28 protein-coding genes and 2 pseudogenes are annotated in these 26,104 nt (G+C 49.8%); 13 read left to right on the forward strand and 17 right to left on the reverse strand.

Annotated features, from left to right (window positions below):
- Positions 1-77 precede the first annotated feature (77 nt).
- The 5 genes from LN737_RS29040 to arfB all read right to left on the reverse strand — a co-directional run bounded on the left by LN737_RS29040 (position 78) and on the right by arfB (position 8,079).
- The gene (locus tag LN737_RS29040; RefSeq protein ID WP_405514472.1) at positions 78-1,364 is read right to left on the reverse strand and encodes a Pycsar system effector family protein; all 1,287 of its coding nucleotides are present in this window, start codon (positions 1,362-1,364) and stop codon (positions 78-80) included.
- A 50-nt stretch (positions 1,365-1,414) separates the two neighbouring features.
- On the reverse strand, positions 1,415-3,520 hold the full coding sequence (locus LN737_RS29045; RefSeq protein ID WP_405520567.1) for a BamA/TamA family outer membrane protein: 2,106 nt from the start codon (positions 3,518-3,520) through the stop codon (positions 1,415-1,417).
- A 47-nt stretch (positions 3,521-3,567) separates the two neighbouring features.
- A complete protein-coding gene (locus LN737_RS29050) occupies positions 3,568-5,091 on the reverse strand; it encodes a hypothetical protein (RefSeq protein ID WP_405514474.1) in 1,524 nt (507 codons plus the stop codon).
- A gap of 83 nt (positions 5,092-5,174) precedes the next feature.
- On the reverse strand, positions 5,175-7,502 hold the full coding sequence (locus tag LN737_RS29055; RefSeq protein WP_405514476.1) for a GAF domain-containing protein: 2,328 nt from the start codon (positions 7,500-7,502) through the stop codon (positions 5,175-5,177).
- 175 nt (positions 7,503-7,677) lie between these two features.
- Entirely contained in the window at positions 7,678-8,079 is a 402-nt protein-coding gene (gene arfB / locus LN737_RS29060) for an alternative ribosome rescue aminoacyl-tRNA hydrolase ArfB (protein WP_405514478.1), read from the reverse strand.
- A gap of 92 nt (positions 8,080-8,171) precedes the next feature.
- Here arfB and LN737_RS29065 point away from each other — a divergent pair, with 92 nt between their 5' ends.
- From LN737_RS29065 to LN737_RS29095, 7 genes are all read left to right on the forward strand, one after another.
- Positions 8,172-8,528: a hypothetical protein gene (locus tag LN737_RS29065; protein WP_405514480.1), complete on the forward strand. Its 357-nt coding sequence runs from the start codon at positions 8,172-8,174 to the stop codon at positions 8,526-8,528.
- A 131-nt stretch (positions 8,529-8,659) separates the two neighbouring features.
- Positions 8,660-9,034 carry a hypothetical protein gene (locus tag LN737_RS29070; protein WP_405514482.1) on the forward strand — a complete coding sequence of 125 codons (375 nt, stop codon included), beginning with the start codon at positions 8,660-8,662 and terminating at the stop codon, positions 9,032-9,034.
- A gap of 21 nt (positions 9,035-9,055) precedes the next feature.
- On the forward strand, positions 9,056-9,322 hold the full coding sequence (locus LN737_RS29075; RefSeq protein WP_405514484.1) for a hypothetical protein: 267 nt from the start codon (positions 9,056-9,058) through the stop codon (positions 9,320-9,322).
- A 189-nt stretch (positions 9,323-9,511) separates the two neighbouring features.
- A complete protein-coding gene (locus LN737_RS29080) occupies positions 9,512-9,871 on the forward strand; it encodes a hypothetical protein (protein WP_405514486.1) in 360 nt (119 codons plus the stop codon).
- Between the two features lie 44 nt (positions 9,872-9,915).
- Positions 9,916-10,263, forward strand: coding sequence for a hypothetical protein (locus LN737_RS29085; RefSeq protein WP_405514488.1), 348 nt, complete (start codon positions 9,916-9,918; stop codon positions 10,261-10,263).
- Between the two features lie 68 nt (positions 10,264-10,331).
- Positions 10,332-10,682: a hypothetical protein gene (locus LN737_RS29090; RefSeq protein ID WP_405514489.1), complete on the forward strand. Its 351-nt coding sequence runs from the start codon at positions 10,332-10,334 to the stop codon at positions 10,680-10,682.
- A 43-nt stretch (positions 10,683-10,725) separates the two neighbouring features.
- Positions 10,726-11,034, forward strand: a complete 309-nt coding sequence (locus tag LN737_RS29095) for a hypothetical protein (protein ID WP_405514491.1) — start codon at positions 10,726-10,728, stop codon at positions 11,032-11,034.
- Between the two features lie 61 nt (positions 11,035-11,095).
- Here the strand turns inward: LN737_RS29095 and LN737_RS29100 are convergent.
- The 3 genes and pseudogenes from LN737_RS29100 to LN737_RS29110 form a co-directional block, all read right to left on the reverse strand.
- Positions 11,096-12,327, reverse strand: a pseudogene (locus tag LN737_RS29100) (FG-GAP repeat domain-containing protein).
- 73 nt (positions 12,328-12,400) lie between these two features.
- A complete protein-coding gene (locus tag LN737_RS29105) occupies positions 12,401-13,246 on the reverse strand; it encodes an MBL fold metallo-hydrolase (protein ID WP_405514493.1) in 846 nt (281 codons plus the stop codon).
- 14 nt (positions 13,247-13,260) lie between these two features.
- Positions 13,261-14,115, reverse strand: coding sequence for an SDR family NAD(P)-dependent oxidoreductase (locus LN737_RS29110; RefSeq protein ID WP_405514495.1), 855 nt, complete (start codon positions 14,113-14,115; stop codon positions 13,261-13,263).
- Positions 14,116-14,247: 132 nt separating this feature from the next.
- Here LN737_RS29110 and LN737_RS29115 point away from each other — a divergent pair, with 132 nt between their 5' ends.
- From LN737_RS29115 to LN737_RS29130, 4 genes are all read left to right on the forward strand, one after another.
- Positions 14,248-14,814, forward strand: a complete 567-nt coding sequence (locus LN737_RS29115; RefSeq protein WP_405514497.1) for a hypothetical protein — start codon at positions 14,248-14,250, stop codon at positions 14,812-14,814.
- A gap of 113 nt (positions 14,815-14,927) precedes the next feature.
- Positions 14,928-15,407 carry a hypothetical protein gene (locus LN737_RS29120; protein ID WP_405514499.1) on the forward strand — a complete coding sequence of 160 codons (480 nt, stop codon included), beginning with the start codon at positions 14,928-14,930 and terminating at the stop codon, positions 15,405-15,407.
- 154 nt (positions 15,408-15,561) lie between these two features.
- Positions 15,562-16,515: a homoserine kinase gene (locus LN737_RS29125; protein ID WP_405514500.1), complete on the forward strand. Its 954-nt coding sequence runs from the start codon at positions 15,562-15,564 to the stop codon at positions 16,513-16,515.
- A 266-nt stretch (positions 16,516-16,781) separates the two neighbouring features.
- A complete protein-coding gene (locus tag LN737_RS29130; protein WP_405514502.1) occupies positions 16,782-17,618 on the forward strand; it encodes a glycosyltransferase in 837 nt (278 codons plus the stop codon).
- Positions 17,619-17,652: 34 nt separating this feature from the next.
- Here LN737_RS29130 and LN737_RS29135 read toward each other — a convergent pair whose 3' ends face one another.
- From LN737_RS29135 to LN737_RS29150, 4 genes are all read right to left on the reverse strand, one after another.
- A complete protein-coding gene (locus LN737_RS29135; protein WP_405514504.1) occupies positions 17,653-18,573 on the reverse strand; it encodes a YihY/virulence factor BrkB family protein in 921 nt (306 codons plus the stop codon).
- Between the two features lie 84 nt (positions 18,574-18,657).
- Positions 18,658-19,065, reverse strand: a complete 408-nt coding sequence (locus LN737_RS29140) for an energy transducer TonB (RefSeq protein ID WP_405514506.1) — start codon at positions 19,063-19,065, stop codon at positions 18,658-18,660.
- A 180-nt stretch (positions 19,066-19,245) separates the two neighbouring features.
- A complete protein-coding gene (locus tag LN737_RS29145; protein ID WP_405514508.1) occupies positions 19,246-19,647 on the reverse strand; it encodes an energy transducer TonB in 402 nt (133 codons plus the stop codon).
- A 107-nt stretch (positions 19,648-19,754) separates the two neighbouring features.
- Positions 19,755-20,609 (reverse strand): SDR family oxidoreductase, encoded by an 855-nt coding sequence (locus LN737_RS29150; protein ID WP_405514510.1) that lies wholly within the window; start codon positions 20,607-20,609, stop codon positions 19,755-19,757.
- Between the two features lie 264 nt (positions 20,610-20,873).
- Between LN737_RS29150 and LN737_RS29155 the strand changes: the two genes are divergently transcribed.
- Both LN737_RS29155 and LN737_RS29160 read left to right on the forward strand, forming a co-directional pair.
- Complete coding sequence (locus LN737_RS29155; protein ID WP_405514512.1) at positions 20,874-21,401, forward strand: hypothetical protein; 528 nt, start codon at positions 20,874-20,876, stop codon at positions 21,399-21,401.
- A gap of 254 nt (positions 21,402-21,655) precedes the next feature.
- Positions 21,656-22,189 (forward strand): response regulator, encoded by a 534-nt coding sequence (locus LN737_RS29160; protein WP_405514514.1) that lies wholly within the window; start codon positions 21,656-21,658, stop codon positions 22,187-22,189.
- 43 nt (positions 22,190-22,232) lie between these two features.
- Here LN737_RS29160 and LN737_RS29165 read toward each other — a convergent pair.
- The 5 genes and pseudogenes from LN737_RS29165 to LN737_RS29185 form a co-directional block, all read right to left on the reverse strand.
- A pseudogene (locus tag LN737_RS29165) lies at positions 22,233-23,224 on the reverse strand (YihY/virulence factor BrkB family protein).
- A gap of 219 nt (positions 23,225-23,443) precedes the next feature.
- The gene (locus LN737_RS29170) at positions 23,444-24,385 is read right to left on the reverse strand and encodes a hypothetical protein (protein ID WP_405514516.1); all 942 of its coding nucleotides are present in this window, start codon (positions 24,383-24,385) and stop codon (positions 23,444-23,446) included.
- 22 nt (positions 24,386-24,407) lie between these two features.
- The gene (locus LN737_RS29175) at positions 24,408-24,905 is read right to left on the reverse strand and encodes a hypothetical protein (protein ID WP_405514518.1); all 498 of its coding nucleotides are present in this window, start codon (positions 24,903-24,905) and stop codon (positions 24,408-24,410) included.
- Entirely contained in the window at positions 24,902-25,285 is a 384-nt protein-coding gene (locus tag LN737_RS29180; protein ID WP_405514519.1) for an SDR family oxidoreductase, read from the reverse strand. Before LN737_RS29180 ends, LN737_RS29175 begins: the two co-directional genes overlap by 4 nt.
- A gap of 133 nt (positions 25,286-25,418) precedes the next feature.
- On the reverse strand, positions 25,419-25,919 hold the full coding sequence (locus LN737_RS29185) for a hypothetical protein (RefSeq protein ID WP_405514521.1): 501 nt from the start codon (positions 25,917-25,919) through the stop codon (positions 25,419-25,421).
- Positions 25,920-26,104: the final 185 nt, after the last annotated feature.

Below are 26,104 nucleotides of genomic sequence, written 5' to 3' on the forward strand. Positions count from 1 at the left end.
ATCAACTAAAAACCCGTACAGGCAAATTTTACTCGTAGGCATTTAACAGATTCTCGTACTCGCCACTTTACCTAAGGCTATTTTTCATAAATCGCAAAGGCGAGGATAAAGGCCAGAATCGAAACGATAAAGCCGAACATGAAAATGTTGTAGGCGACACGTAACAGCTTGTACTTTTTACTGAGCACCACACCCAGAAAATAAATGTCGCGGGTCATGCTACTGTACAGAAAATCACTGTCGCCCATCATGGCCCTTACGCCCCCTTCGTAGTCTTCCAGCGTCATGTTATAGAAATTACCAAAGAACAAGAGGTTCGCTTTCTTCTCCTGAATATCTTCTTTTGTAAACCGGCCCTGGGTTACGTTCGGGCGCGTAGCCAGTACGGAAAAAATAATCGTCAGCAGCGCGGTCGTAATAAAGATGGCAGTTGGCAGCATCAGGTGCGGATGATTTTCGATGCGGGGAGCCAGCACCGATACCACCACCGATACCATGATGGAGTTTACCGAAATCATGATATTGGCTTTACTATCAGCTATTTCGCTTAGCCGCAGATGGTTGGTTGAGGTTGTCCGAAACATGGTTTCAATACCTCGTTCGGGCTTATCGTCTTTGTCTTTATCCTTCTTCTTTTTCTTTTCAAAAGGAACGAATTCCGCCGACACCGGATACGTTGCCGCCACCTCCGGCACAGACTCGATCGATGTGACCGTTTCTGGATTCGTTAAATCTGGAATGGGCTCTATTTCAGGCTCTTTGTCTTTCTTTGAGGCTTCCTTCTGCTTAAGCTGTTTGAGGTTTGCTTCCTTCCCCTCGTTGAGATGCTTCTGGGCGTAAGGCGTAAAATAATGATGTGCACTCAGAAAGTTGATATTGCCCTGACGCCATTCGCCCCCCGAAATTTCTCGGCCGGTCAGTTGTTCCTGCTCTTTGCGCAACAGTTTGGTCTGCTCCTTAAACGTATCGCTGCCCAGGTGAGACAGATCGGCATCGCACATAATTTCTTCGAGCAGATTCGCCGGGGTCTGGGGCATTTTGGTGGCTCGGATACACTGCTGTACCTGACTGATCAGATCCGGCGAAACGGAATGCGATTTCAGGAAAACGCCAGCTACTTCCGCGCTTTTCTCCTCATGGTCGGACGTAGTGCCCGTCAGATAGCCCACATCATGAAACCAGGCCGCAGCCAGAACCGTCAGCCGTTGTTTGTCAGTCAGTTCATAGTGATGGGCTATCTTCTCCGCCATATGTACCACCTGCTCTGTGTGCGCCAGTGTATGGTACACCAGTTCGGGCTTAGGGTACTGATCAAATAGCTGACCAACGTAGGATTTGATTTCGGATATCAACGAGTCGGACACAGAGGATAGGGGTTAGCAAGTTATGACCTTAAATTACTGGAATAAATCGCTCAAAAACGATACCCCATCGAAACATAGGGCAGCGTACCTTCCTCCGAAAAACCAACGGAAGCCGTTAGCACGAGTAAACTGGCAGGCGTTACGTACAGACCCGCGCCATAGCCATCGTGCCATTTCGTTGAGCGTTCACCCCGGCTCCAGACCCGCCCCAGGTCGTTGAACGCCATAAAGCCAACACTGCCCGGAAAGAGATACGACCGGAAGTCGAACAGCTTAAGCCGGGCTTCCAGATTGTGGTACACCATGTGATCGCCCGCGAACCGATACGTCCGGAAACCCCGCAGGTTATCTTGCCCGCCCAGGTAGAGAAGTTGATAAAACGCTGGATTACCGTACGTTAGCCCGCCCCCTACCCGATTCACCAGTACAAACCGGGCCGCCCGGCTAAAGCTGATGTAGGTTGTCAGATCGGTACGTAGCTGCGTGAGATGATTGACCTGCTCGCCAAAACCCTGTAAACCAAGTAAGGTGGTGTTCCAGTATATTCCACGGGCGGGCTGAACTGCATCGTTACGCGTGTCGATAAGGGCCGCTGCCTGAAAACCACCATAGCCCTCCTGGCGGAGAAAGCGTTCCTGCTCAGGTAGTTTGTTCAGATAGCCCTCAATAAACCGCCCCCGATTTTCAGCAATATCCAGTTTAAAATACTGAAACAATGGTCCTACGGACAACTGGACGTGTTCACCCATCTTCCGCTTTAGCTGGATCGCCAGGTTCATTAAGTTATACCGCGTCCGGTAATACCGAATCCGTTGCGACTGATCGTAGGCGGTTTCGTTGCCGGGTCCAAAAAAGTTCGTTACGTTATCGGGTGCTTTGATGAACGCATTGATCCACAGATCATTCTTTCCAATGACGTCCGTAAAGATTCCGTCGTACTTAAACGAGGTAGCATTGGTAGCCAGCGCGTGCGAGATCACCAGCCGGTTCATAAACGCGTATGGCGACTTCCGAAAGCCCTGTTTGGTCCATTGTAAGCCAGCGCCCAGCAACAACCCATCGTCCAGGTTATAACCGATGGTGGCCAGTGGCGCCAGCCGGTCATATTTGAACGCATGGGGGTCGTACTGATTGATTGACTTATCAGTCGAAGTATGTACGGTAGCCAGGCCGGGCTTCGGAAAAACGTTGGCTTCCGTCGACAGATCATAAATAATGGCCTTGCCCGGATGCGGCTGTTGGGTATCTATGGTAAATGTATCGGCCCCTCGTCCGCCAATCAGGCGAATTTTCAGGTCGTCGATCTGGGTGCCTTTCATCACAAACTGGTCGTCGCCTTTACGCCCGTATAGCCGAATTTCATCGGTTTCCGACGCGTCGAATACGCGGTAATACAGCCGCTGCGATGGCTTACCTTCCTTGTTGATTTTGAACACCGATACCGCTACGTGGTCTTCATCCAGATAATCGACCTGGAACCGTTCGGTTTTGTCGGTACCGGGAATGTCAACCGCTTTTGCCAGAAAACGATAGTAGGTCATCGCTCCCCGAAACAGCCATTCCCGCCGGGCTTTCAGGGTTTCCAGAATCTGTCCACCCGAAAGTTGCCGAACCGTATCGGGCAATTGCAGCAGGGCTTTTTTCAGGACATCATCGGTCATGGTCGCTTTGAAAGCGTCGATTTCTTCCAGCCAGTCCTGACTGCTCAGCCCCGCCAGAAACAACCGATCGAAGTAGCGCCCATTGAACATAAACCCATCGACATTAGGCTGCTTTGGTCGAAACCCCTGTAATTTGGGCTGTATCCAGGGCAATGCGGCAATAGCAGGCAACACACCCGTCGTTCGGAAAAAAACCTGATCCCGGTCGCGGGGGATGGGGTAAAACTCTTTCCCATCTTTCGTCTTCCGGTTTCCCCAGCGCCACTGGTCTTCATGCCGGTCCCAATCGCCGATGAACAGGTCCAGCAAACGCGCTCTTAGTGCGGCCCGCTGATCAACACGATTGTCGTTGTCATCTTCCAGTTCATCAAGCACTTTGGGCGTACTGATCGACTTGCCATCGCCCGGACTACGCTCTTCCAGCAGGCATACCGTACCGCCAAAATCAGCCTGATAGATACCCAGGGCCGGGTCGTCGGGTACGTACATAATCATCGGGTTGGCGTGCGGAACCCCTGCGGCTGATGCCAGCGTCGGCACGGTCAGGGGTGCGTAGGGGTAGGCCGCCGAAATCTCGTCCTGCAGAATATCGCTCGCCACCGTTTGCCGCAGATAAACCGGTACCGCCCTCGCCGGATCTTTCTGGATGGTACGTAACACCCATTCGCGTCCGCTGGCGTCGGCCAAACGGAGTGACTTGGTCTGCTGGCCGCCCCCCGCTGCAGGATTTTAAAACCGCCTTTGGTTCGGGTTATATCAAAAACGGGCAGTGATACGGGCGTCGCCCACTCCCGGCGGTAATTTTCGCCAAAAAGCCAGCGGTGCATTCTTCCCACACTATCGTAAGCAGGTGCAATGGCCAGCCGTACCTGGTCGGGCCAGACAGGCCGACTGGAAACTTTTTTTATCGAATCGGCCATTGACGGCAGCGTAAACAACGTAGCGTCATGCTTTCTGGTGGTGGTAGCATGCTCGTCGACGGTATAGAACGTGGCGTTTACCTTGCCGTTTGTTAAATGATCGAGCACCACATAGCCCCACTCGCTGCTAACGAACCTGGCCAGTTTGCCATGTTTAACCCGCTCACGGTTGATGCCTGATCCGCTCACGATGTACTGACGACTGCCATCGACAATGTGCTGAAGCGCATGGTCGTGGCCCGATACAAACGTTACGTTCGGCGCAACGGCCATTGCCTTTTCAAGCGCCTGCGCCATCGCTTTGTATAACGGATTGGGCAAATCCTGAATGTTGCCAAACACACCCCGCACCAGTGGGTATAGCGACCCAATTACGGGCAGGGGAATGTACAGTTTGTCATTGATGTCGGTCAGCGGAAAAATGTGCTGCTTGAATCGGTAATAACCGCCGTGAATACCGTAACTTCGAAAGGGGTGGTGCGTTGCCAGAATAATTCCCTTGTCTTTATTCCGCACCGCTATGTCAGCCAGCCGGGCAATTATCTCGTCCGGATTTTTACAGGCGCAATCCGAATCCAGACCAGGCTTGTCGTACGGATGAAGCCACCATTGCGTATCGATAACCACCAGCACCAGCTTACTATCCAGATGAATTTCTTCCGGGCCGGGGCAACCATCAGCCGGGAGCAACCGAATGTTGGGAGCTTTCAAACTATCCAGAAAACGCCCCTGTCGTTTTATCTTTTCCCAGCCATCCGGGTGCCCCTTTCCCCAGTCGTGGTTGCCGGGTATAAATAGTACGCGGGATCGCTTACCAACTCCAGGCTTGGCCAGTCCAGGCCGGGCCTGATAACGTAAAATGGCCGACAACGAATCATAGTCTGGATGGTTTTCGTCTTCCAGGCCGTGCGGGTAAACGTTATCGCCCAGATAAAGCAGCGTGTTACGTGGGTCATTGAAATCGTATCGGGACTGAACAGCATCAACCACCGGATTTTTGCCGTGATACAGACGACCGGCATCGCCAATCAGGATAAGCCGATGCACGACGGAATCCCTTGACTGGCTTTGCGCAAACAGTCCTTTACTTAATACGACCAGAACGATAACGTACCAATTCAGTCTCCCCAGTACAGTTTGCATCATCTGTAGTTAGTGCGTTAAAGAGGCTTCGCTTGGGTGCAAACAGCGAATCAAGCTGGGGCGTAAAGCCCATTAATCGTATATAATCAGTCAAAATTAATATGCAGACGTAACGCTTTCATCCCGAATACGCCCTGCAAAGGTTCCAGCTCTATCTGATCAACGGTTGGCTGTATTTGCTGCTGGTCGCGCATGGTTTCGATCAGCGGCAAATAAGGCGCTACGTCCTGATGGTTGGCATACACCAGCGCAATCGTTCCTGGTTGGGTGAGCCGTTCGTGTGTGTCCAGAATATACGCCTTATCAATCCGCTTCTTAACCACTTCGTACCGGATACTATAAGATCCTTCTACGTCGAACCGATGCTCATCCTGCCGGAAATTAATATCCACCGGTTGTGAATGAGCCAGTATCAGCTGAGTGGTCTGTAAAGGTAAGGGCAAGTGCGGACGTAACCGATGCGTCAGGCGGGCAATATCAACCATCGACGATAGTTGCCAGGCGTATAACTGCTGCAAATGATCGGGCTCGAACGGTTGTTTCGGCGCAATGGACTGGCCAACGTACAGCGTGTATTCAAGTCCGTCGGTCCGGAAAGATTCGGCATAATGCGGATAAATCTGCTGGAGCTTCTCTTCGGCCTGCCCGACGTAATCTTTCACGGTTGTATTAAGCCATTTTACGCTACGTTCATAGGCATGCAACGCCTGGTGGAATTGGCCCGTTGTTTGGTCTACCTTGCTGAAATACTGCTCAATGGAATCACCAAGATCAGCATGATTGCTTTGCAGATGCTCCAGATACGGGTGAATTTCTTCCGTTAGAAATAAGGTTATCTCCGCTTCGTCGTCCGAATCCAGCCCTGCGCTCAATCGCTTTTGCCAATGTTTTACTTTACCCAGCAACAAATCCGGCATGAGCAGGTCGTCGGGCATAATCGGGCAGTCCAGAATGGTTTTAATCGTGTTCAGCTGCTGCGACAGATCCCATTCGATGGCTTTATGGCGTTCAACTGACGAGTTCCGAATGTCGATGGCTCCGTATATCGGATACACCTTCGGAAACCGGACCAGGTCTGCCTCCCGGTGCGACGTTCTTTTTTTACCCAGCATCATCAGCCAGGCCGCTTCGTTGAATTTCCACTCGACAGCCGGTTGCAGATTCGTGAATTGCTGCTTGATCATTCGGTCGAGGGCAGCATTAAACTGGCTTCGCTGGTAGAGCAGAAGTTCCTGTATCAGTGGCAGAACGGTTTCAAATTTCTGCAGAACGGCTCCGTTGAGGGCGTTTGTATGGGGACTTCCCATTTCAAGAACGCCCAGCAGCTGATTGCCCATGCGAATCGGATAAAACAGAAAACTACGTATTCCGTTTTTGTACAAAGCTCGCAGGTGACTACCCGGCGCCTGCGCCAGATCGGGCGTTACGGTAGGCTTTCCGTTCCGGCCAATGTAACGAATAATCCGCTCCAGAGCCGACTGGTCGACATGATTGGGGTATAAGCCGGAGTGATTCAGAAAAACGCTGCGGGCATCAAAATCCGGGTAATGAACGTACCGGCCATTCACCTGCACAAAAGGCATAATCCCAATCTGGAGATCAGCCTGACCACCCAGATTTCGCAATGTCCGCTCAAACCGGTTGTAGATAACCGGCTCAGGTTCCGACTGCAAATGCGCAAAGATTTCCCGTAGTTGCTGGATGGTTTCGGTTTCCGTTACGTCCTCGATGATAAAGAAGGCAAACCCTTCGACGATAAAAGCGTCAATTGGCAGCGGATTTGATAACTCTTTGCTGCTTTTTATGAACCCATTGGCAAAATCAACCCAGTCTGAATCCAGGGGTGGCAATTCGTACCGGGGCCGGGGAGCCATAAACGTACTGTCGATATTGATTCGGTAATAAGTCGTTAACCCGTTAACGTCGCGCTGAAAGGGCAAAAACGTCTGGTTATGAGCAACCTGAACGTCGTAGCACTTTTGCAATATCATTCGGTAGCCGAACCGTAATTTTTCATCGGGATCGACGTGCACCTTAATATCCATTGGCAGAAACCCCGGATTACGGGTCATCAGCCGTTCAAATGCTGGCGAATAATGAAAGAGTTGCAGCGGTTCGGGCAACCCAAACGCATACGGAATATCCTGATCGGCTTTGGTCAGGGGCAATACACTAAACGTAATTAACTGAAACAGCTCAGACAGGCGGTCGGGGTCATACCCTTTCTCAGGCTGATTTTCTACCAAAAAAACGTTGTTTGCCTTTTGGATTAAGTATTCTCGCAGGTGTCCACCCTCTACAGAACACTCATTGTCAGTTAGTTGCTTCTCCAGGTAGTCTACAAACGGCTTGAAAGACAACCTGAACTTGGGCGATAGATCAGCCTCTTTAAGCTCATCAGTCCTGGTCTCCATTGTTTATCAACTGGTTGTATAGTTCGTAACATACGGTAGTTGTTAGCTATCGAAATTAAGGAATCGGCGGCATACAGTACGTGCGTGAATTCTGCAGCTCGCCATGTAAAAAAGTTTAACAGCTAAAGAGATTAAAAAGATCGTTTTATTCCATCGAATTATCAGGCTTATCGGTCTAATAATCTACTTTCTTTCGGGCCGCTTTCACATCGCCCTTGCGCTTTTTCCCGGCAATACGTTCTTCGACCGACGCTTTCGAGGGTTTGGTGGCTTTGCGAGGTTTGGGTTTTTCGAAGGCTTTGGCAATGAGCCGGTAGAATTTCTGCGTCACCTTTTCTTTGTTGGCGAGCTGCGTTCGCTCCGTCTGATGGGTCAGCACAAGGTCGCCCTCGGTCGTTAGTTTATTGGCTAGTTTTTCTTCCAGAACAGCCCGTTCATCGTCGGTCAGTAATGATGAGGTACGTACGTTAAAGCGTAATTCAGCCTTGGTAGCTACTTTATTGACGTTCTGTCCACCAGCGCCCCCACTACGGGCAAACTGATACTGAAGGTCGGGCTGTAAACGGTTTGCATCCATACGATTCGAGAAATTACCTGGAAAACATCAGCATCGGCCGAACAATCAACGGATGAGTCAGTTCTTTTTTCAAAACTAATTGATTCAACGTTATGGCTCATCAGGATCAACAAATTGGTTCCCTGCTCGACAATACGTTTGCAGCACTTGGGGGCGACGTATCGTCAACTACACCCGACGATGGGGTTAATCTTATTCAGGAATGGATAGGCATTGTGCGGTCGAATGTGAGTACGCAGTGGGTGGCTGAGCCGCTCGAAAAACTACGCGACGCCATCAATGCAAAAAATAAGCATGAAATTGAAGAACTCATGCATAATCTGAGCGGCATAACCGTCGACCTGGCCAACAACGTAGCGTCGGGTAAAGAAAGGGAGCAATTACAGAATTTATCGACAGTCCTGAAAGATTTCGCGCAGGAGCTGACCAATCAGATACATAGCCATTAGGCATTGGCCATTGGACATCAGTCATTGGCCATTTGGAGTACTGACTACTATCTAATGACTATTAACCAATGACCAATTGCCAATGACAGCGAATCGAATTGACCAATAACCAACAATAACAAAACCAGACAATGATTTCGAAAGATCAAGCCCAGATTTCACTCATCGACGAAACGGTAAATACGCTCGATGGGAATATTGATACGACAACGGCTACGGACGGACTATCGCTGATTGACAAATGGCTGAACCGACTCGAAGAAGTAGGCGACGATGCCACCGATGATATTGCCGAAACACTCGAACGGCTACGGCCTGAAATCGATACGGCCCAGCGCTACAACCGGATTGACAATCAACACATTGCCGATTTGCTTCAGGAGCTGATCGAGCAGACACGTAACGTAGCCAATTCGGTGGAAGCCAGTGCCGAACAGGTCGAACTCTCGCAGCTCATTGCCGTGCTGGAAAATCTGCACCGGCAGGCCGTCAGCCAGATAAGCTAAATCAACCCACTGCTAACAGAAATGGCAACTAATCAGCACGATTCTCATCCCGACGCGTCGACCGACACGGATCCGGTCGACAAGACGCCGGTAGTTGATATGGATGACACGACCGGGAGCGATGGCGGACCGAAAAAGGATCGTTCATCGGACGAAACTGGCGATTCGGGATACGCTACCGAACCAAATGAATCCCGATCGGATACGAATCGGGTAAGTGGATCGGGAATTTCGGGGGGTACGGGCGATACGGCAACGACGCAATCGGGTGGTCGATCTCAGTATTAATGGATAGGCGTTCGTTGCCAGTGGAGTCTCATGTGAGCCGACGAAGTGGCAACGAATGCCAAACCCCTTTACTACGTGTAAAACAAACCACCTTCAGGGCGGGTTAATCGGAATAACAGTAAACCACCAACAGGAAAGAATGCCTTACAGCTACGGTTTGTTCTGACCTGTTGATAATACAGAAAAATTATGGCCTCTCACGCATTAGACCAGCGGTTGTTTGAACAGACAGCCAGTCTTACCGACGAACATAATTCCATTTCAGAGTCATCGCCCAACCGGGTCGAACTCATTGACAACTGGCTAAAAGTAATTGAAGGCAGTGAGCGTACCGAACTTATTGAAGGTAAGCTTAAGGAGTTGCGGGATGAGCTTAAGCTTAACAAGCCAGACGTTGACCGCGTTCGTGAGTTACTGCTTAGCCTGGCCGATTCCACGTCGCTGGTGGCTCAAGGCACTCATATGCAGGAACAAACCGCTAGTGAACTGGAAAAATTAGCGATGACGCTACGTAAACTGGCCGGGCTCCAGGTTGTAGACAGCCGCTAGGCGACTAACTCATAAATCAACTTACTCAGTACTATCTCGTCAATATGTTAGGATCGAATCGTTTGGAAGAGGGAATGCTCGATGACACCCTCAATACATTCCGGAATACCAATCATGACGCCATTACGCCAGCGCAGGGTATTATGCTCATCGATGGATGGCTGCAGGCGTTACAGGGCGATCCGAATCTGGACCAGCTGACGGGCCAGCTTACTGAGTTACGTACAGCACTGCAAGCCGCACAACCCGATGAGTCATACATCCGGGATTTGCTGGTAAGCCTGGCCGATAAAACGCAGGAGGTAGCTGAAGACGCTAATTCTGAGGGCACCTGGACAGGCGGCCTGGAAAGCCTGTCAAAAATTCTACGAAACTTCGGACGTAAATCATAAAGCTGTTTTTGTAGATTGGGGTAAGTTAAGGCCCCAATTCATACATGCTTATTTCACTACCTATTATCATGGAAAGCACCGGAACTACACTTGAACACCGCATGCTCAACGACACGCTGGGCGCATTGGGCGATGGGCATTCTGTTACACTTACGGCCGAACAGGGTATTTTATTACTTGAAGGATGGGTCAACGCGCTTCCCGGCGATGTGGGGGCAGAACGCATCCTGACAGAGGTCGCTGCGTTACGTGACCATCTGAAAACGGGCCAATACGACGGCGAAAAAATCCGGCATCTGCTGCTTAGTATGGCCAGTCACACCTTATCGCTCTCGCACGAGCCATCGGTTGATAGCACCACCGCCCAACAGATCAGACTGTTAGCGAACGCCCTACGCAATTTCACCAGCCAGCTCTAATATGTTCAATCACGAGGAATCTACTAATTTGCTCGACTCCACCATGACTGTTCTGGAGGGAGACCTGAATGATACAACCCCGCAAAGCGGTAAGGGAGTCATTGATCAATGGCTGGAGCAACTCCACAAAACGGATAATGCCAAAGACATTACCAATACGCTCGAGCAGGTAAAAACACAGTTGGAAAGCGATCAGATAAATCCGCAGGAGTTGAGCGATCTGCTCAACACACTGGCTACACAAACGGTTGAGTTCAGTACGCTTATGGGCTCGGAGGGCGATATAGCCCCCCGGCTTGATGGTTTAGCTTCAGCGCTACGTACGCTGGCCGGTCAGATGCAGCATCAGTGAGATACGTTACGTTCATGGGTTCAGCTATTGAGTTAATAAAGCTGAACCCATGAACGTATGGTTAAGGCTTTAGCTCGTTCCAGTAAATCAGTACGTTGAGGGTGGCCCGGCCCGACGCGATTACGTCCAGATCACCATCGCCGTCGAGATCGGCTGCCTGTATATCTTCGCAAGCCATCCGAACGCTGTCGTCCAGCGGGTGCCCCTGTAAATTGCCTTCTTCCTGCGGTTTGTATAATCGAACGCCTACTTTCTTGTCGGCATTCGGATTGCGCCATCCGGCTATAATCTGATCGCTACCCGTACCCAGAAAATCACCGCAAACTAAGGCATGCCCCTGATTGAAAATATCGGTAAGTACGTCGATTTCTTTGTCGGTTACGAGCTGGCGGGGTTTTTGAAACGAGTAATAACCGGTTTCTACCTGAAGCAGATTCCCGTGCATGGGCTGAATGGTGGCAATCTGTTTGCCGTTATTCAGTCGCCGGATTTCGCCGATTCCTTCAACCCCTTTGTTCAGCAACGGCAGCGCATTTCTGGCGGCTTCATCCTCAAAAGGTCGCCATTTCTTTTTCGCCACTCAAAAATAGTCCCGCCTTCTTTCCCAGCGATAATCAGGCCGGTTGTAGCTCCATCTTCCCAGATTTCAAAATTGTGTGTCAGGTGCATGGTCGAATCAACGAGAAAGCGTTTCCATGGCTCACGCGGATTTTTCGGAAACTGATACCCCCAGATTCGTACGCCCCTACCCTCACCGTTTTTGTTGCCTAGTCCGTGCAGCGGTACCACAATGAGCTGGTACGCATCTTTCCCGATTTTCGCCCAGCGCATCCGGTGCGTTGTCACTTCGTGCGGCAGCCGTACCGGCTCCCACCGCTGCGTAGGGTCCTGCGGGCGAATAAGGTAAAAAACAGCGCCCGATTTTGTGCTATCACTGGTTTCGGCGGGATTCCAGCCTGCGCCCACGGCCACCTCCACACGTCCGTCGCCATCCAGATCGCGGGCGGCAATGCAAACGTTATCTTGTGGGGTCAGGTTAGTCGCCATAACGTATCGTTTCCAGGCAGACGTTTTATTTCCCGGATTCTTATACCAGACAAACTCCTTCTGATCGGCCAGCAGAATATCGGGCTTCCGATCCCCATCGACATCGCCAATTGCCAAGCCATACCCAATATTGATCTGATTATCAACAACCTGAATTTTAAAATTCAACGCATTAAGCCGGGACGTATCAGGCTGAGCCAGTAAAGGCGAGGAAATGAACAGGCAAAAGAGAAGCGCGTTTTTCATGGTGGTGTTAGTCAACGTATCACGGGATTGAAAACCGGTACACTACTTCAGGAAAGCTATTATCCGACGGGTTCTACCGGCTCAAACGTATCTGCTCACCGAGCTGCATGATGCGATAAGGCGTACCGTATTGTTCGCAGGCTTTCACAAAATCGGCGGGGTCGGCAGTGTTGAATTCAAACAGATCGTAATGATGCGGAACAACCAGTTTGGCACCAATATCACGGCCCAGCCGGGCGGCTTCGTCAGGATCAAGATTGCCGGCGACCCGTCGTTCGGGCTTATTGCCGTTGATAGGTAAAAACGCTACGTCGACATCAAATGGCCGTAACAGATCGACCATGCCATCATACCAGAGCGTATCGCCGGAGTGATAAACCCGATACGGTCCTAGTTCGACCACAAAACCCATGAATTTACTGCGGCCTTCGGCATCCCGTTCGAGTTCGTTATGCGCTGCCGGAACACCGTGAAAAAGGAGACCATCAATTGGTACACTTTGTCCGTCTGTCAGGCCGATGGGCCAGGCCGGGTCTGTTTTCAGTCGGTCGGCAATAAAGGTGCGGTTCGCTTCAGGAATGACAAACTGCAAGGCCGGATTGGCCAACACAAGTGGCCGTAACGTATCGGCGTCGAGGTGATCGGTATGGTTATGACTCGATGTGACGATGTCGACCATCACCAGTGTTTGTGGGTCAACGACGCGCTCCGAGATGCGGACGTGTGGTTTATCAGTTTGGGCATATTTCTCCGATAAGGAATCGGACAGATAAGGGTCGAACAGCAAATGTTTTCCATTGTATTGCAACAGGAATCCACTTTGCCCCAGCCACCAGATGTGCAGCGTATCAGTCTGGCTCCGGGCCGTTTCGATATCAGCGAGCAATACGTCGTCTTTTTGAAAAGCGGGTTTCAGCATACGTAGTTGACCAGTTAGTTTTTCAGCCCACTCATTCGCCCCAAAATCCAGTCCAGTAAACGGGCGGGCAGCAAACGGGGAAGTATCCAGCTCATAAGTAGGTTAGGCACCAGTGTGTATCGAACGCGCGGATGCTTGGTCTCGTAAATATCGGCAATACGTTCGCCAATGTAGTCGACCGAAAAACCGTTGGCTTCCGATACGCTCACCTGTTTCAAAAACCATTGCATAGCCGGATAATACCGCGTATTGGCATACGGGCTAATGTCCACACCCTTCCCCCAGATCGGTGTTTTAACAGCGCCTGGCCCGACGATTACGACCTTGATGCCAAAAACAGCTAACTCCCGGCGCAGGCTGTGCGACAGCCCCTCCAGCGCATGTTTCGAGCCCACATACGCCCCCATAAACGGAATGGCGATCTGACCATTTACGGAACTGATATTCAGGATGCGACCGGGCTGAACCGGATGACCATCGCGGGCACCGAGCAGCGGCAAAAACGCCTGGGTCACCTGAAGCAGTCCTAGTACGTTCACCTCGAAATGGTATCGGATCGTTTGAAGCGGCTGGTATTGCAGTGGCCCGCCGAAGGCAACACCCGCGTTGTTTACCAGCCCGCCCAGGCCGCTGCCGTTTAGTCGTTCGGCCAGTTGATCAGCCGCGGCTTGTACGGCTTCGGCATCCGTTACGTCGAAAAGTAAAGGGGTAAACTGGTCGCCAAACTCGGCTTGTAGCCGATCTGCGTCCGTCTTGTTTCTGACGCTGCCAAACACGACGTATCCACGCCGGAGAAAACTCTTCGCGGCTCCGTAGCCGATACCTGTTGACACACCCGTAATCAGGATAGTCTGGCTAATGGGTTTCATGGTGTAAACATACCCAAAACCCGTTCAACAATCGTGTGCAGGTTAACGTTATCGTATCAGTAGGGGTCGAACGAGCAAATGCCGGGTTCATTCATTCGCTCAGTCACTCATTCATTAATTCACTCATTACTTATGCAGGACATTGAACCGTTCTATGGCTGGGAAAAATACTATACGGCCTCCGAAGATGCGCAGTCGCCGTTCTATGAGCGGGAGTATAATATGCAGCAGTACGAAAATACGATCTATGGCTATTACATTCATCCGCTCTGGGATGAAATCGGCTCCGAAACGCTTTACTGCAAGATCCTTTTCGCTAATTACGACCGGCAGTTTGTGGTGATCGAACTGTTTGGCGAGTGGAACGATACGCTCCACAATGACATCATGTACCTAAAACGGCAGGTGATCGATCCACTTGTTCAGCAGGGGGTTAAATACTTTATCCTGATTGCGGAGAATATTTTCAACTTCCACGGCTCCGACGACAGTTATTATGAGGAATGGTTTGAAGACGTGGAAGATGGGTGGATAGCTGCCGTTCATTCGCCCGAATTCATCGAACGGGAATGGAAGAAATATCACCTCGATTACTACATCAACTTTGGCGGTACGCTCGACATCGCCAACTGGCGCACGCTAAAACCAGCCGGCTTGTTTGAACTGGTCAATAACCTGATTGTCCGGCGGTTAGGCTGACCCGCATTTTTCGCCTTTCTACTGGCTTCTTTTGCCGCTCCTCGCTTTCTTTTTGGTTTTTCCGTCCTTTCTCGACAATTTTCGCCCAGTAGCAATCACCCACAAGTAATACCATGGAAAACAACGAAAAACCTAAAGCCGCTGAGGAAGTTCAGGCAGCCAAAGCAACTACCGCTGAAAAATTAGAGGCATTCCGAAACGAAGCCGGTGAACAGTTGAGTGCGGCAGCTGCCCAACTGGACGAAATGAAGGATAAACTAGTGGCTCAGGCAAAAGAATTCGGGAAAGATATTGATATCGAAGGGTTGAAAGCAAAGGCCACGGAGCATTTTGAAGCAACGAAAGCAGCTACCGCTGCGAACGTGGCTAATCTGCAGGCGCAGGCCGAAACCGCCTTCGCTTCAGCCTCAGCGAAAGCCGACGAACTATCGGACGTAGCCGAAGATAAATTTGACGAGCTGAAAGCGGAAGCGGCTGTTCAGCTGGAAGCAGCCCAGGTGAAACTTGATGAGCTAAAAGCTGAGGCCGCCCTTCAGATTGAGGCTGCCAAAGAAAAGGCAAAAAGCGTCTGGAACGATCTGTTTGGCGAGTAACAACAATCGTTTCTGCAAAACCGGCCTCTTCGCGAAGAGGCCGGTTTTTTTATTGGCATCCCACAACTCGTCTGGCTGCCACAACCTTATACGGTATCTCCTTTATTTCCAAGCCAAATCACTACCTTTGCATTTTATTGCCGCTTCTCTCATCGTGAACTCAATCACCGTATTTGCCCCTGCCACCGTAGCAAACGTAGCCTGCGGATTTGATATTTTTGGTTTTGCCGTCGATAACCCCGGTGATCAGATCATCCTGACAACCAGTGATGAACCGGGTGTTCGAATTACCGATATAATTGGTGATGAAGGTCGGCTACCCCGCGAAGCCTCGCGCAATACGGCAGGGATTGCTATTCAGACGTATCTGAAGCACATCAATCGAACAGACCTCGGCCTCGACATCGTGCTGCACAAGCAAATGCCGCTGGGTAGCGGGTTGGGTTCCAGTGCGGCCAGCGCCGTAGCAGGCGTTTTTGCGGTCAATGAGTTGCTGGGCCAGCCGTTGACAACGATGAAGCTGCTCCCGTTTGCAATGGAAGGCGAACGTATCGCCTGCGGGTCTGCCCACGCCGACAACGTAGCGCCCTCGCTTTTAGGCGGTTTTGTGGTCGTTCGGAGCTATCAGCCGCTCGATGTGATTCGCATCGAAACACCCGCCAATCTGTTCTGTACGCTGGTTCACCCCGACATTGAAGTCAACACGAAAGATGCCCGGTTCATCCTCAAAAACGAGGTGTCGCTGAAAAATACCATCACGCAGATGGGTAACGTAGCGGGCCTGATTGCGGGTCTGATGACGCCCGATTACGATCTGATCAGTCGCTCCCTGGTCGACGTCATTATTGAACCCGTTCGGGCGATTCTGATTCCGGAATTTAACGAAGTCAAACAAGCGGCTCTGGACAATGGCGCGCTGGGATGCAGCATTTCCGGATCGGGACCATCCATGTTTGCTTTGAGCCGTGATGCCCAAACCGCCGAGCAGGTTGGCAGTGCCATGCAACAGGCTTTTCTATCGGTCGGTATCACCAGCGAAGCCTACGTATCGAAAATTAACCGGCAGGGTCCAAAAGTACTGGCTGGCGAAAAAGTTAACGTATCCTGATACGTAGCCTCGTGGTGTCGGTTTCTCAAAACCGACACCACGAGGCCAAGACACCACTATAATTTTACCTGTTTTCGAGCCCTGCTACAGGGCTTTTTTCATGGCTATACTACTGGTTGCCGTTTTCTACTAAAAAACGGGTAAAGTATACCATTTATCGAAAAATAAATGGGTGGCTCAATCGTATCTGTTTTCTTTATCTTATTAAATCGGCCCAGGTTTTTAGCCTATGGGTTGCGCTATTTTTTTATAACCCCCACACATTAATGACTTACATATTTAATGAGGTTACACTTCTGATAACAAATTACAACAGGAGCCTTTCGCTCGAAAATCTCCTGAAAACACTTCAAAAAATTAACTGTCAGTTTAGCGATATTATAGTTGCCGACGATGGCAGTGAGTCCAGACATCTGGACCGAATCGTACGTCTTCAGCAGTCCTATTCCTTTCGCCTGCTGCCTTCGCCTTATAATAAAGGCGCGGGTCATAACATGAACAAAGGACAGCGGGCCGTAAAAACTGCGTATACCCTGTTCGTTGAAGACGATTTTGAGCCAGGCCCACAGTTTCCGATGATCCTTAAGGAAGCGCTGACGGAACTCAGAAACCGCCCGGATTTCGACATCGTTCGCTTTTATGCTTACTTCCGCTATCCGTATCTAAAGCCCTATTCGGCTAATTTTTCAGAAATGTTCTTCCCGTCGCTGGCAACCGACTATCGGAAAGTGCATTATTATAGCGACCACCCCCATCTCCGCCGGACCTCATTTCCGGCAAAGTTTGGGCCTTTTGCAGAAGGTTTTGCCCCCGATCAGACCGAATACAGAATGTGTATCTCGTTTATTCAGCAGAAAGGAAAAGGGCTTTTTTATAACGACTATAAAAATTTATTTACCCACAACAACTCACTGGAAGGCAGCACCATAACCCGGCTGGGCTGGAAAAACAGCCGTCAACCGCTGATTAAGTTTGCACGAACTGTTTACCGGCAAATGAAGCATAATTATGACATTCTCTTTATGAAAAGACCGGCTCCAATCTCAGCCGAACGAAACAAGTCGGCTGTTATGGCTGAAGACCGTATTACCGCCAACGTATAGAGCTAACGTACTGGTGTCAACTAACTGGAGCCCATTAATCGACCGATTTGGGCTCCTCTCTTTCTACTTCCTTAATCTGATAAGCGACAGCATTTGTACTGGGCTTGGCGTCCAGATGAATCCATTCAGCGTAATAGCGGGTAAAGCTGGCGCCATAATAAAAAATCAGGGAGGCATAAAAGACGAATAGCAACACCAGAATAATAGCCCCCGACGTACCATACAAAGCCCGGACGGGACTTCGGATCAGCAACCGATCCAGCACTTCTTCGCCCGCTTCTACCAGAAGACCCGTCACCAGCGCACCCACCCAAACCGCCTGCCAGCGAATACGAATGTCGGGCAGGTATTTAAAAACAACGGCAAACCAGATCGTCAACACAACGACAGACAGAAGATGCTGCCCAATGCTTCCCGACCAGTCGTAACCCACAGCATTATTGAATAACTGATTATTCAGTGGTGCCAGGGTCCGGCTTATCGTCAGCGAAGTCATGAACAAAAAGCCAGAGAAAATGATAATCCCCAGAGCGATAAGCTTATCAACCGCTACGTACCAAAAGCGTCGGCGAGACGATGTCTTTACGCTCCAGAGCTGATTCAGGGAATTCTTGACAATGGCAAATAACGTAGTGGAGGCCAGTAACAAAAGAAACAAACTCAGGATGGTCAGTAACGTACTGGACTGGGGTTGCTGGAGTCGTTGGGAGATATCCTTCAATTGCCGGGCACTCTGATGACCGAACAGTTGCGCCAGTTCATGAAAAAGCTGTCGGCTTACCCGTTGATCGTCGCTCAGCAGATTTCCGTATAACTGGCTCAGAATAATGACAATAGGCGGCAGTGCAAAGAAACTGAAGAAAGCTGTCGCGGCCGCCATCCGAATCGGATCATTCGATTTCAGGTTAGCGAAAGCCCGGCTGGCCAGTTGAAAAACAGGAACGACTTTTCTCACGATTTACCCGATTACCGTCTGGCTAACGGTTCGTGAAGGCACATAGTTTAGAATTTGCCCCTATTGACCCATATTCACATACTGTCAGGTATTTAACCTGAAGTTGATCGGTAAGTTGTAGCGCACATTCACCGCTTTACCCGCTTGTTTGCCGGGTGTCCAGTTGGGCATATTTTCGATCAGCCGAAGGGCTTCTTCGTCGGTTCCCAACCCAAGGCTGTTATACAGTTTCACATCGGTGATCCGTCCGTCTTCGGTGACAACAAAATTAACTACTATGCTTCCTTCCAGCTTCGCTTTTCGGGCGGCCTTGGGATAGTGCAGGTTTTTTTTCAGATAATCCGTGAATTTGTCCATACCACCCGGAAACTGAGGGGGTTCTTCTACCTTACTGAATATAGGACGGTCGGTTGGGGTAGCAGAATTGAGCTGAGCCTGGGCAGGAAACCAAAATAAACTTACCAGAAGGAAGACAGATAAAAAAGTCGGCATAGAGTAAAGCTTAACGAAACAAACTATCCCAGAAAGATAGTTTACCGACTAATCTAACGATTATGCTAACTTCTTAGTATGTTTTTCAATGATATAGTATACATATGATCGTATTTTACTTAACGACAAATCCTGTCTGCTACAGCCGATGCCACAAATAACCGAGTTATAGACAGCAAGTTATTTCAGCTTAAAGTTGATGGGCAGATTGTAAAATACGTTTACAGGGCGTCCGTTTTGTTTACCCGGTATCCAATTTGGCATACTGGCAACCAGCCGTATGGCTTCCTCGTCGGTTCCCAGTCCAAGCTTATTCAGCGCTTTTACATGAGTGATTCGTCCGTCGTCGTTTACAATAAAGTTTACGAACACACGCCCTTCGAGTTTGGCATTTCGAGCGGCTTCGGGATACTGTAAATTTTCCTCCAGATAGCGCCCCAATTTTCGGATGCCACCCGGAAATTCCGGGTGCTGCTCTACCACCGTAAAAATCGGGCGATTGTTAGCTACTGAATCACCCTGAGCCTGAGCCGGTAAATACGTTACTCCGTAGAGCAGGCACACAAACAGTATCGTTTTCATAAAAGAGGAGAACAGGTGAATTGGTCAAATAGTGACGATTAGTCGGCTAACGTAACGGTTTGGGTAACACCAATTCGCTTCTATTTAGGGAGTGGTACGTAGCCGCGTTACGCCTGCCGGGCGTAATCAGTAATGGTTGTAACTGGCTCACCTAAATCGAGCCAGGTTTGGGCAGCGTCGAAATGTTCAGGATAATTGTTCAGGGCTTCCAGGATGTTGGCACCGTAGTTCATTTTTGGCACGAACCGACCCATAAATTTTAACATACCCAACGGCGCTTTCATGATCCAGAGCTTCTTTGGGTAATTTTTGATAAACAACCGGGCGGCTTCATCGTAGGTATAAGCCGCAGGCCCCTGAACGACGTAATCACGACTCTGATTGCCGGGTAGCTGAAAGGCACGCGCTACCTGTCGGCCATAATCCTGGCCGGCAATGAACCAGAGCTTTACCGCTGAGGAGCCTCCCAGCGCCAGAAAAGGGCCTTGCAGTTGCATTGAAAAGCTCTCCACGAAGGTTGACGGGTAGAAGATCGTTGTCGGTATGCCCGATTCCTTCAGAAGTTGTACCGCTTTGTGTTTGACGTCGAACACCCACCAATGAAACCCATTCATGCCCTGATAATGCATCACCAGCGACGACAAATAGCCAATCCGCTGGATGCCTGCCTGCTGAGCGGCAGTAATGATGGTGTTCATGCCGTCAGTTTCCGTGTGAAAATCAGTCGGTTTTTCATCCTGCCTGACCGACAGATTCAGGTAGAGTGCCTCCTGACCCTGTAAGCCTGCCCGAATACTGTCAGGTTTCTGTAAGTCGGCCTGCACAATGCGGGCTGCCGGAAACAATGCCCTGGCCTGTTGGGGATGACGAGCCAGAATCGTGACCCTAAAACCGGCATTGATTAGCTGCTGTGTAACCGGCTTACCAATCAGGCCCGTGGCGCCAATAACCGCGATGTGCATACCTGTGTGCGTAATAGAAAGAGACGCAAACGTACTGACCGAACGAGAATTAACAAAAACCAATAGGTACAGATCAACCCTGAATTTTCACACTTGATCGTCATTTTATACCAGTTGATGCGGCACTAGCTTGAAAGTCGGCAGGACGATCGGCTATTATTGTATCGTTTATACCAATCCACACCATCTCAGCCGTTCTTCATCTTACCATTTACGCTCTGTCCGATGGCCAGCCAATGACCATCGGACAGGCAAACCTTCCTCATGCTAACGTACTACCTGAATCATATCGATCAAATTGTTCTGACGTTGTGTGTTGTATTTACCCTCGTCAATACAGCCCGTCTGGTTCGTCGGGCGACGGTACGTGTCCGAAAAATTCCCGCCTATTTTGTGGTATTCGGCGCTACGTCCATCGCTACGTTTATGGGGGGCGGTCACCTGTTTGAGATTAGTTATCGGGCCATCGAACGGGCAATGACCGGTACGTTTGTCTACGACTACCGCTTTTATTCACTGATTCTGATGGGTATGGTGTTACTGACACTGAGTATCCGCATGCTCAATGAAATTAGCGACTGGTTTCGGGGCGTTTCGGGCAGCCAGCGCAAGGCATTTCTTACAGCCCTGATTATCGTGGCTGTTAGCGCTCCAACCGGTGTGTTTACGCCAATAGGTTACGTCCCGGCAATTGCCTGCGCTATTTCACTGCCGTTTTTCCCCTTTGTTATCAGAAAACCAATCGCCCCCATTCGGGTGAACAGGCCGTCAGAATGGGCGGCAACAAATTAGCTTTTACTTACCAATTGGTGAGCTTCTGCCTCCGGCTTATTGGATCGATACGATATATGCCCTCTCCAGCAAACCAAAGCCATTTTATCACATCTGCAAGTACAGAATAACCATTAGCTGATCAAGTAGTTAACTAAATACGCAAGTCAACTAATCTGGTGATTAGCGTATTCGTTGAGTTGCTCAAAGTGGGATTTCAACTGCTACGGACCCGTCACAACCGGTTGTTGTACGTTTACTAATTAAAAGAGTTCGTGGCAACATATTCCTTCGATGCTTCTCAGTTAGAGGATACTCGGTATTCACCTATTCGGCAACGCAATTTCCAGCAAGCTATCCTGCTGGTCGTTGAAGATCACGAAGACGTCTGGGCGCTGCTCCGTTTTGCCTTAACGAAAGCGTTTCCAGATATTAGAGTTTATCGAACCAGCTCCCGCCAGGATACCATAGCGTTTATACAGGAAGGTATTCTCAATCCGGCGGGGCTCCCCAAGCTGATTTTACAGGATTTATATCTGCCGACAAAAGAGGATGGGTTGGGCCTCCTTAAAGATATTCAGACATTACTAGCTGATTATCAACAGATACCGACTATCGTAATGAGTTCATCAATTAATCTGACGGATATTCAGCAGGCTTATCATTTTCATGCTAGCTACTACGTAGTTAAACCCATTAATATGAATCGTTGGCTGGATTTTTGTCAGAGCCTGCGTCAGTTCTGGTGGGATCAGGGCATACTTCCCTTTTACACAGATACAGACCAGAACGGACACGAATCCGTTTGATTCGATAAGAACCTGACTAACCACAAACCAGCAGGAAACTGCTTTACTTTTTGGCTTCCTCTACCTTCTTTTCAGTGGGTATGGTCGCTACGTCGCGCTCGCGTTCGGTTTGCTCTACGTATACCGCATAGTCGGCAGGTTCGATTTTAACCCCGAAATGATTGGCATAGGCCAGTGTAAACTCCGCGCCGAAATACAGGATGGCAGCCGTATAGTAAATCCAGGTCAGGATCACAATTAGTGAGCCAGCGGCCCCGTACGTTGAACTGGTGCTAGTCGTTTCGATGTACAAACCAATCAAATAACGACCAAGCATAAAGAGCAGCGCCGTAAAAATGGCTCCTCCCCGTACGTCTTTCCAATCGATTTTGGCGTCGGGCAGTACCTTGAAGATGACACCAAACAGAATGGTAACAACGGCGGTACTAATGAGAAAATTTATTCCACTAACAACGTAAACGCCAAGGCCAGGTAAAAAGCGCGATAGTTGATCACTTAGCGCCAGTACAACGCCATTGACAATCAGCGATACCAGCAGCAAAAAACCCAGACTTACAATTAACGAAGACGACAGCAGCCGGTCTTTAAGCAATTTGAGCCAACCGCGTTTCGGCTTAGCCTTAACCCGCCAGATGAGGTTTACAGAATCCTGAATTTCAACGAAAATACTGGTAGCACCGATTAATAACGTAATAATGCCAATCACTAAAGCTGTATTGGTTTTGCCCGACAGCCCTACGCTTTTGATCATATCCTGAATTTGCTTGGCGGCTTCGTTGCCCACCAGGCCGTTGATCTGCCCAAATATCTGGCCACGTATCGCTTCTTCGCCAAAAAATATACTGGTCACAGAGATAACCAGTACCAGCAGGGGGGCCAGGGAAAAATAGTATAATAAGCTAGCGCAGCGCTCAGTTTCAGACAGCGATCGTCAGTAAAGCCATTGAACGCATCGCGCAGTACGATCCAGGCGTTGGCAAAAAAGCTCTTTTTACTTGCATCTGTCTTCGTTCCACTGGCTGTTTTCGTCTTCATCGGTATCGAGTCGGCGAATAGGTTTCTGTAGAACCGTGCCATTACATTTTCCATAAGCGTCGTCGTTGAGTAATGGCTGAGGCTGCCTGTTGAACCGTGCTACAGTGTCAACAGGCAGCCTCAGCTACACAGATAACCAAAAAAGGAACGAGTTGTTGGCTAATTCAGACCAATTTAAAAAGATAGCAATGCCTTCTTTCTCTTAGTGTTACCAACAGATCAGCGAAGTTCGGCCAGCCATTGTCTGGCAAATGAGCGGGCTTCCATTACAGGTCCTTTACCCATTCGGTAGAGAAATTTCCATTCGCTGGGCTTGCGCTCATATACCGGATTGGCGAAGGCCTGTTTACGACCCATTGGCACCAGCCGGGCCTCAAAATCGACAGACTCGCTCAACGTAATGAAGTCCTGTAGGCGCTTTTTCAGGAGAGGCCGGAAATTAGCGTGCGCATCGAATTCGGCTTTTTTCTGGCGCTCCTCGGCCATGCGATCCTTGTCAAGGTCATCGTTGGTATTTTCCTGATTGACATTAGTCAGCATCTGCTGCTTGAGCGAAGCCAGGTACTGCTTCTTAAATTCTGCCGGTGGCAGGCTCATCATCTTTTTCAGATTGGCTACGTGCTGCGCCTGAGTCGTACGTTCGGCCCCACTTAGCGAAGCAAGCTCCCGTTCCTCCCGCACCAGTTGCGACTGAGCCGCCATTTTGAGCATAGCCGGGTCCATCTGCGCGAATCCCTGATCCATGGCCGCCATTTGCGCGCCTAGCTGGCTTTTCATAGCCGCTCTTTCGGCATTGTCCTGCTGCTGTTTTTTGGCGATACCTTCGGCCGTATACCGCTCATCATACGGGTAAATTGTTCGCAAATCCTGAAGCCAGGCGTCTTTAAAAACCGACGATTCAACGTAAGTCCGAACGACTTTACCCAGTGCCCGAACGGTTACCGCCCGCGACTCTTCCGGAATACGGCGGGCCATTTGCCGCATCGAACCCGTCGCATTGAAGAAAAACCATTTTTCTTCTTTCAGATTCGATAGTACGTCGTACTGAAGCTTGGGCGTTTCGATGCCCAGTTCGGTCATGACGTCACCCGTCTTAGCGGCCATCAGCCAGAAGCCAGCGCCTGCCAATGCCAACGCCGAATATTTTTTAAGAGATTTCATGGTGTAGATAAATGAAAATCGGTTAGGCGAACTCAAGCTTTGGCTGGAATACGTGCGCATAATCCTTCAGGTAATCGGCATAGCTGCGGGGTGCCCTTCCCAGTACTTTCGACAATAGAGCGATATCTTCCGCCGATGCTTTAAAGCCCTGACGTTGAAAGAATTGATACATCTCCACCCAGTCGTCGACCATCCAGCCCGGTAGCCATTGTCTGGCCTGAGCCGACCAGGATTCCAGGTCATTTCCCGCGTATCTGACCGAATACCCAAACTGCTCACTCAGAATTCGGGCCGTTTCCTCACCATTCAGGACATCGGGACCCGAAAGCGAAATCGACTGGCCATTCCACTCGTCTGATAACAGGGCCGTAACGCTCGCTTCGGCAATATCCCGAACATCAACCCGGCTCAGGCCGATGTGCCCAATGGGTTGTGTATATAGCCCCTGATTAACAATAGCCTGGGCAAACCAAAGGTCGTTTTGGTAAAAATTATTGGCGCAGATAAACGTGTAGTTCATTCCGGTCCGTACAATGGCATTTTCAATCGAAACTTTCGGGCGGAAATGCGGAATATGCCCCCCTGCCGAACATTATGAATGCTCTGGTAAACGATTTTGCTTACACCGGCCCGTTGGGCAGCAAATACGGCATACATGCCCTGAGCAACTTCGGTAAGGCTCTGGCGATTCAGCAAAAACACACGATCAATACCGTCGAATGCTTTGGGCAACGTAGCGGGCTCATCGAGGTTGCCGATGCGAAATTCGACACCAGCAGGCAGTTGGTAAGCTTTCTCAGACGAGGTGACCAACACACGAACTTCCTGATTCCGACGTAACAATTCCTGCACAACAAGGCTGCCTACGGTACCGGTACCGCCAATAACTAATGTTTTCATATCTGATTAAACGTTTCGGGGAGCTGCGCTGATTGTCAGAGCGTTCACACAGCTGCCCCAGGTGTAGATGAAAGGTGATTGATTGAAAAAAGGAGGGTGTAGATATAGTCGCAATGATTGACTTACTCGTGTTTTAGACTGGCTTCCAGACCATGATGGTTTTGTAAGACCGGGTTGGCTCGTTAACCGATACTTCTACTTTCAGACCGCTAGCCGAAGCGTCCACAACTTTCCATTCCGATACGTCTGTAGGGTCGTTGTCTTTCACAATCCGGATGGTTTTCGTCGACTCGTTGTAAGTCCAGTGGCTCGGTTTAGCAGCCGACGGATCGGCTTCATCGGATGAACAGGATAGTTGTCCGTTGCTGCCCGACATGACGCCGTTTTTCTCAAACGTAATGGTGTTGTCTTTGTCGCAATCGCGCAGAAAAATGGTCAGGTCGGTGTCCAGTTTTCCGTCAGCGTCGAGATCGATGGCCGGGTTGACCTGAAACGAAGTCATCATCATTGCTTTGCCAACGAAAGCTGGTTCGCTGCCGCCCGGCTGCACGGTTTCACTATCTTTTTTACAGGATGAGGTCGTCAGCATTAAGGTGGCCGTAGCGGCAAGTAGTAAAGAGTTTAAGCGGTTCATTGTGTTGTTGTTTATGGGTATGGATAGACTTAATTTTTAAAAAACTCAGGGGTGTGGATAGGTGTCGTTTGTTTGACGATTCAAAGTTGGCACATCAATAACCGCTTCGCTACGGTCGATGCGATCAACCGGAAAAAGCGGTGGATGAAATGCGAAATAAGGGTGGTAGAACACCTGTTACGTAC

Origin of the sequence: Spirosoma sp. KNUC1025, from assembly GCF_045160025.1 — a bacterium.
Taxonomy (GTDB): domain Bacteria; phylum Bacteroidota; class Bacteroidia; order Cytophagales; family Spirosomataceae; genus Spirosoma.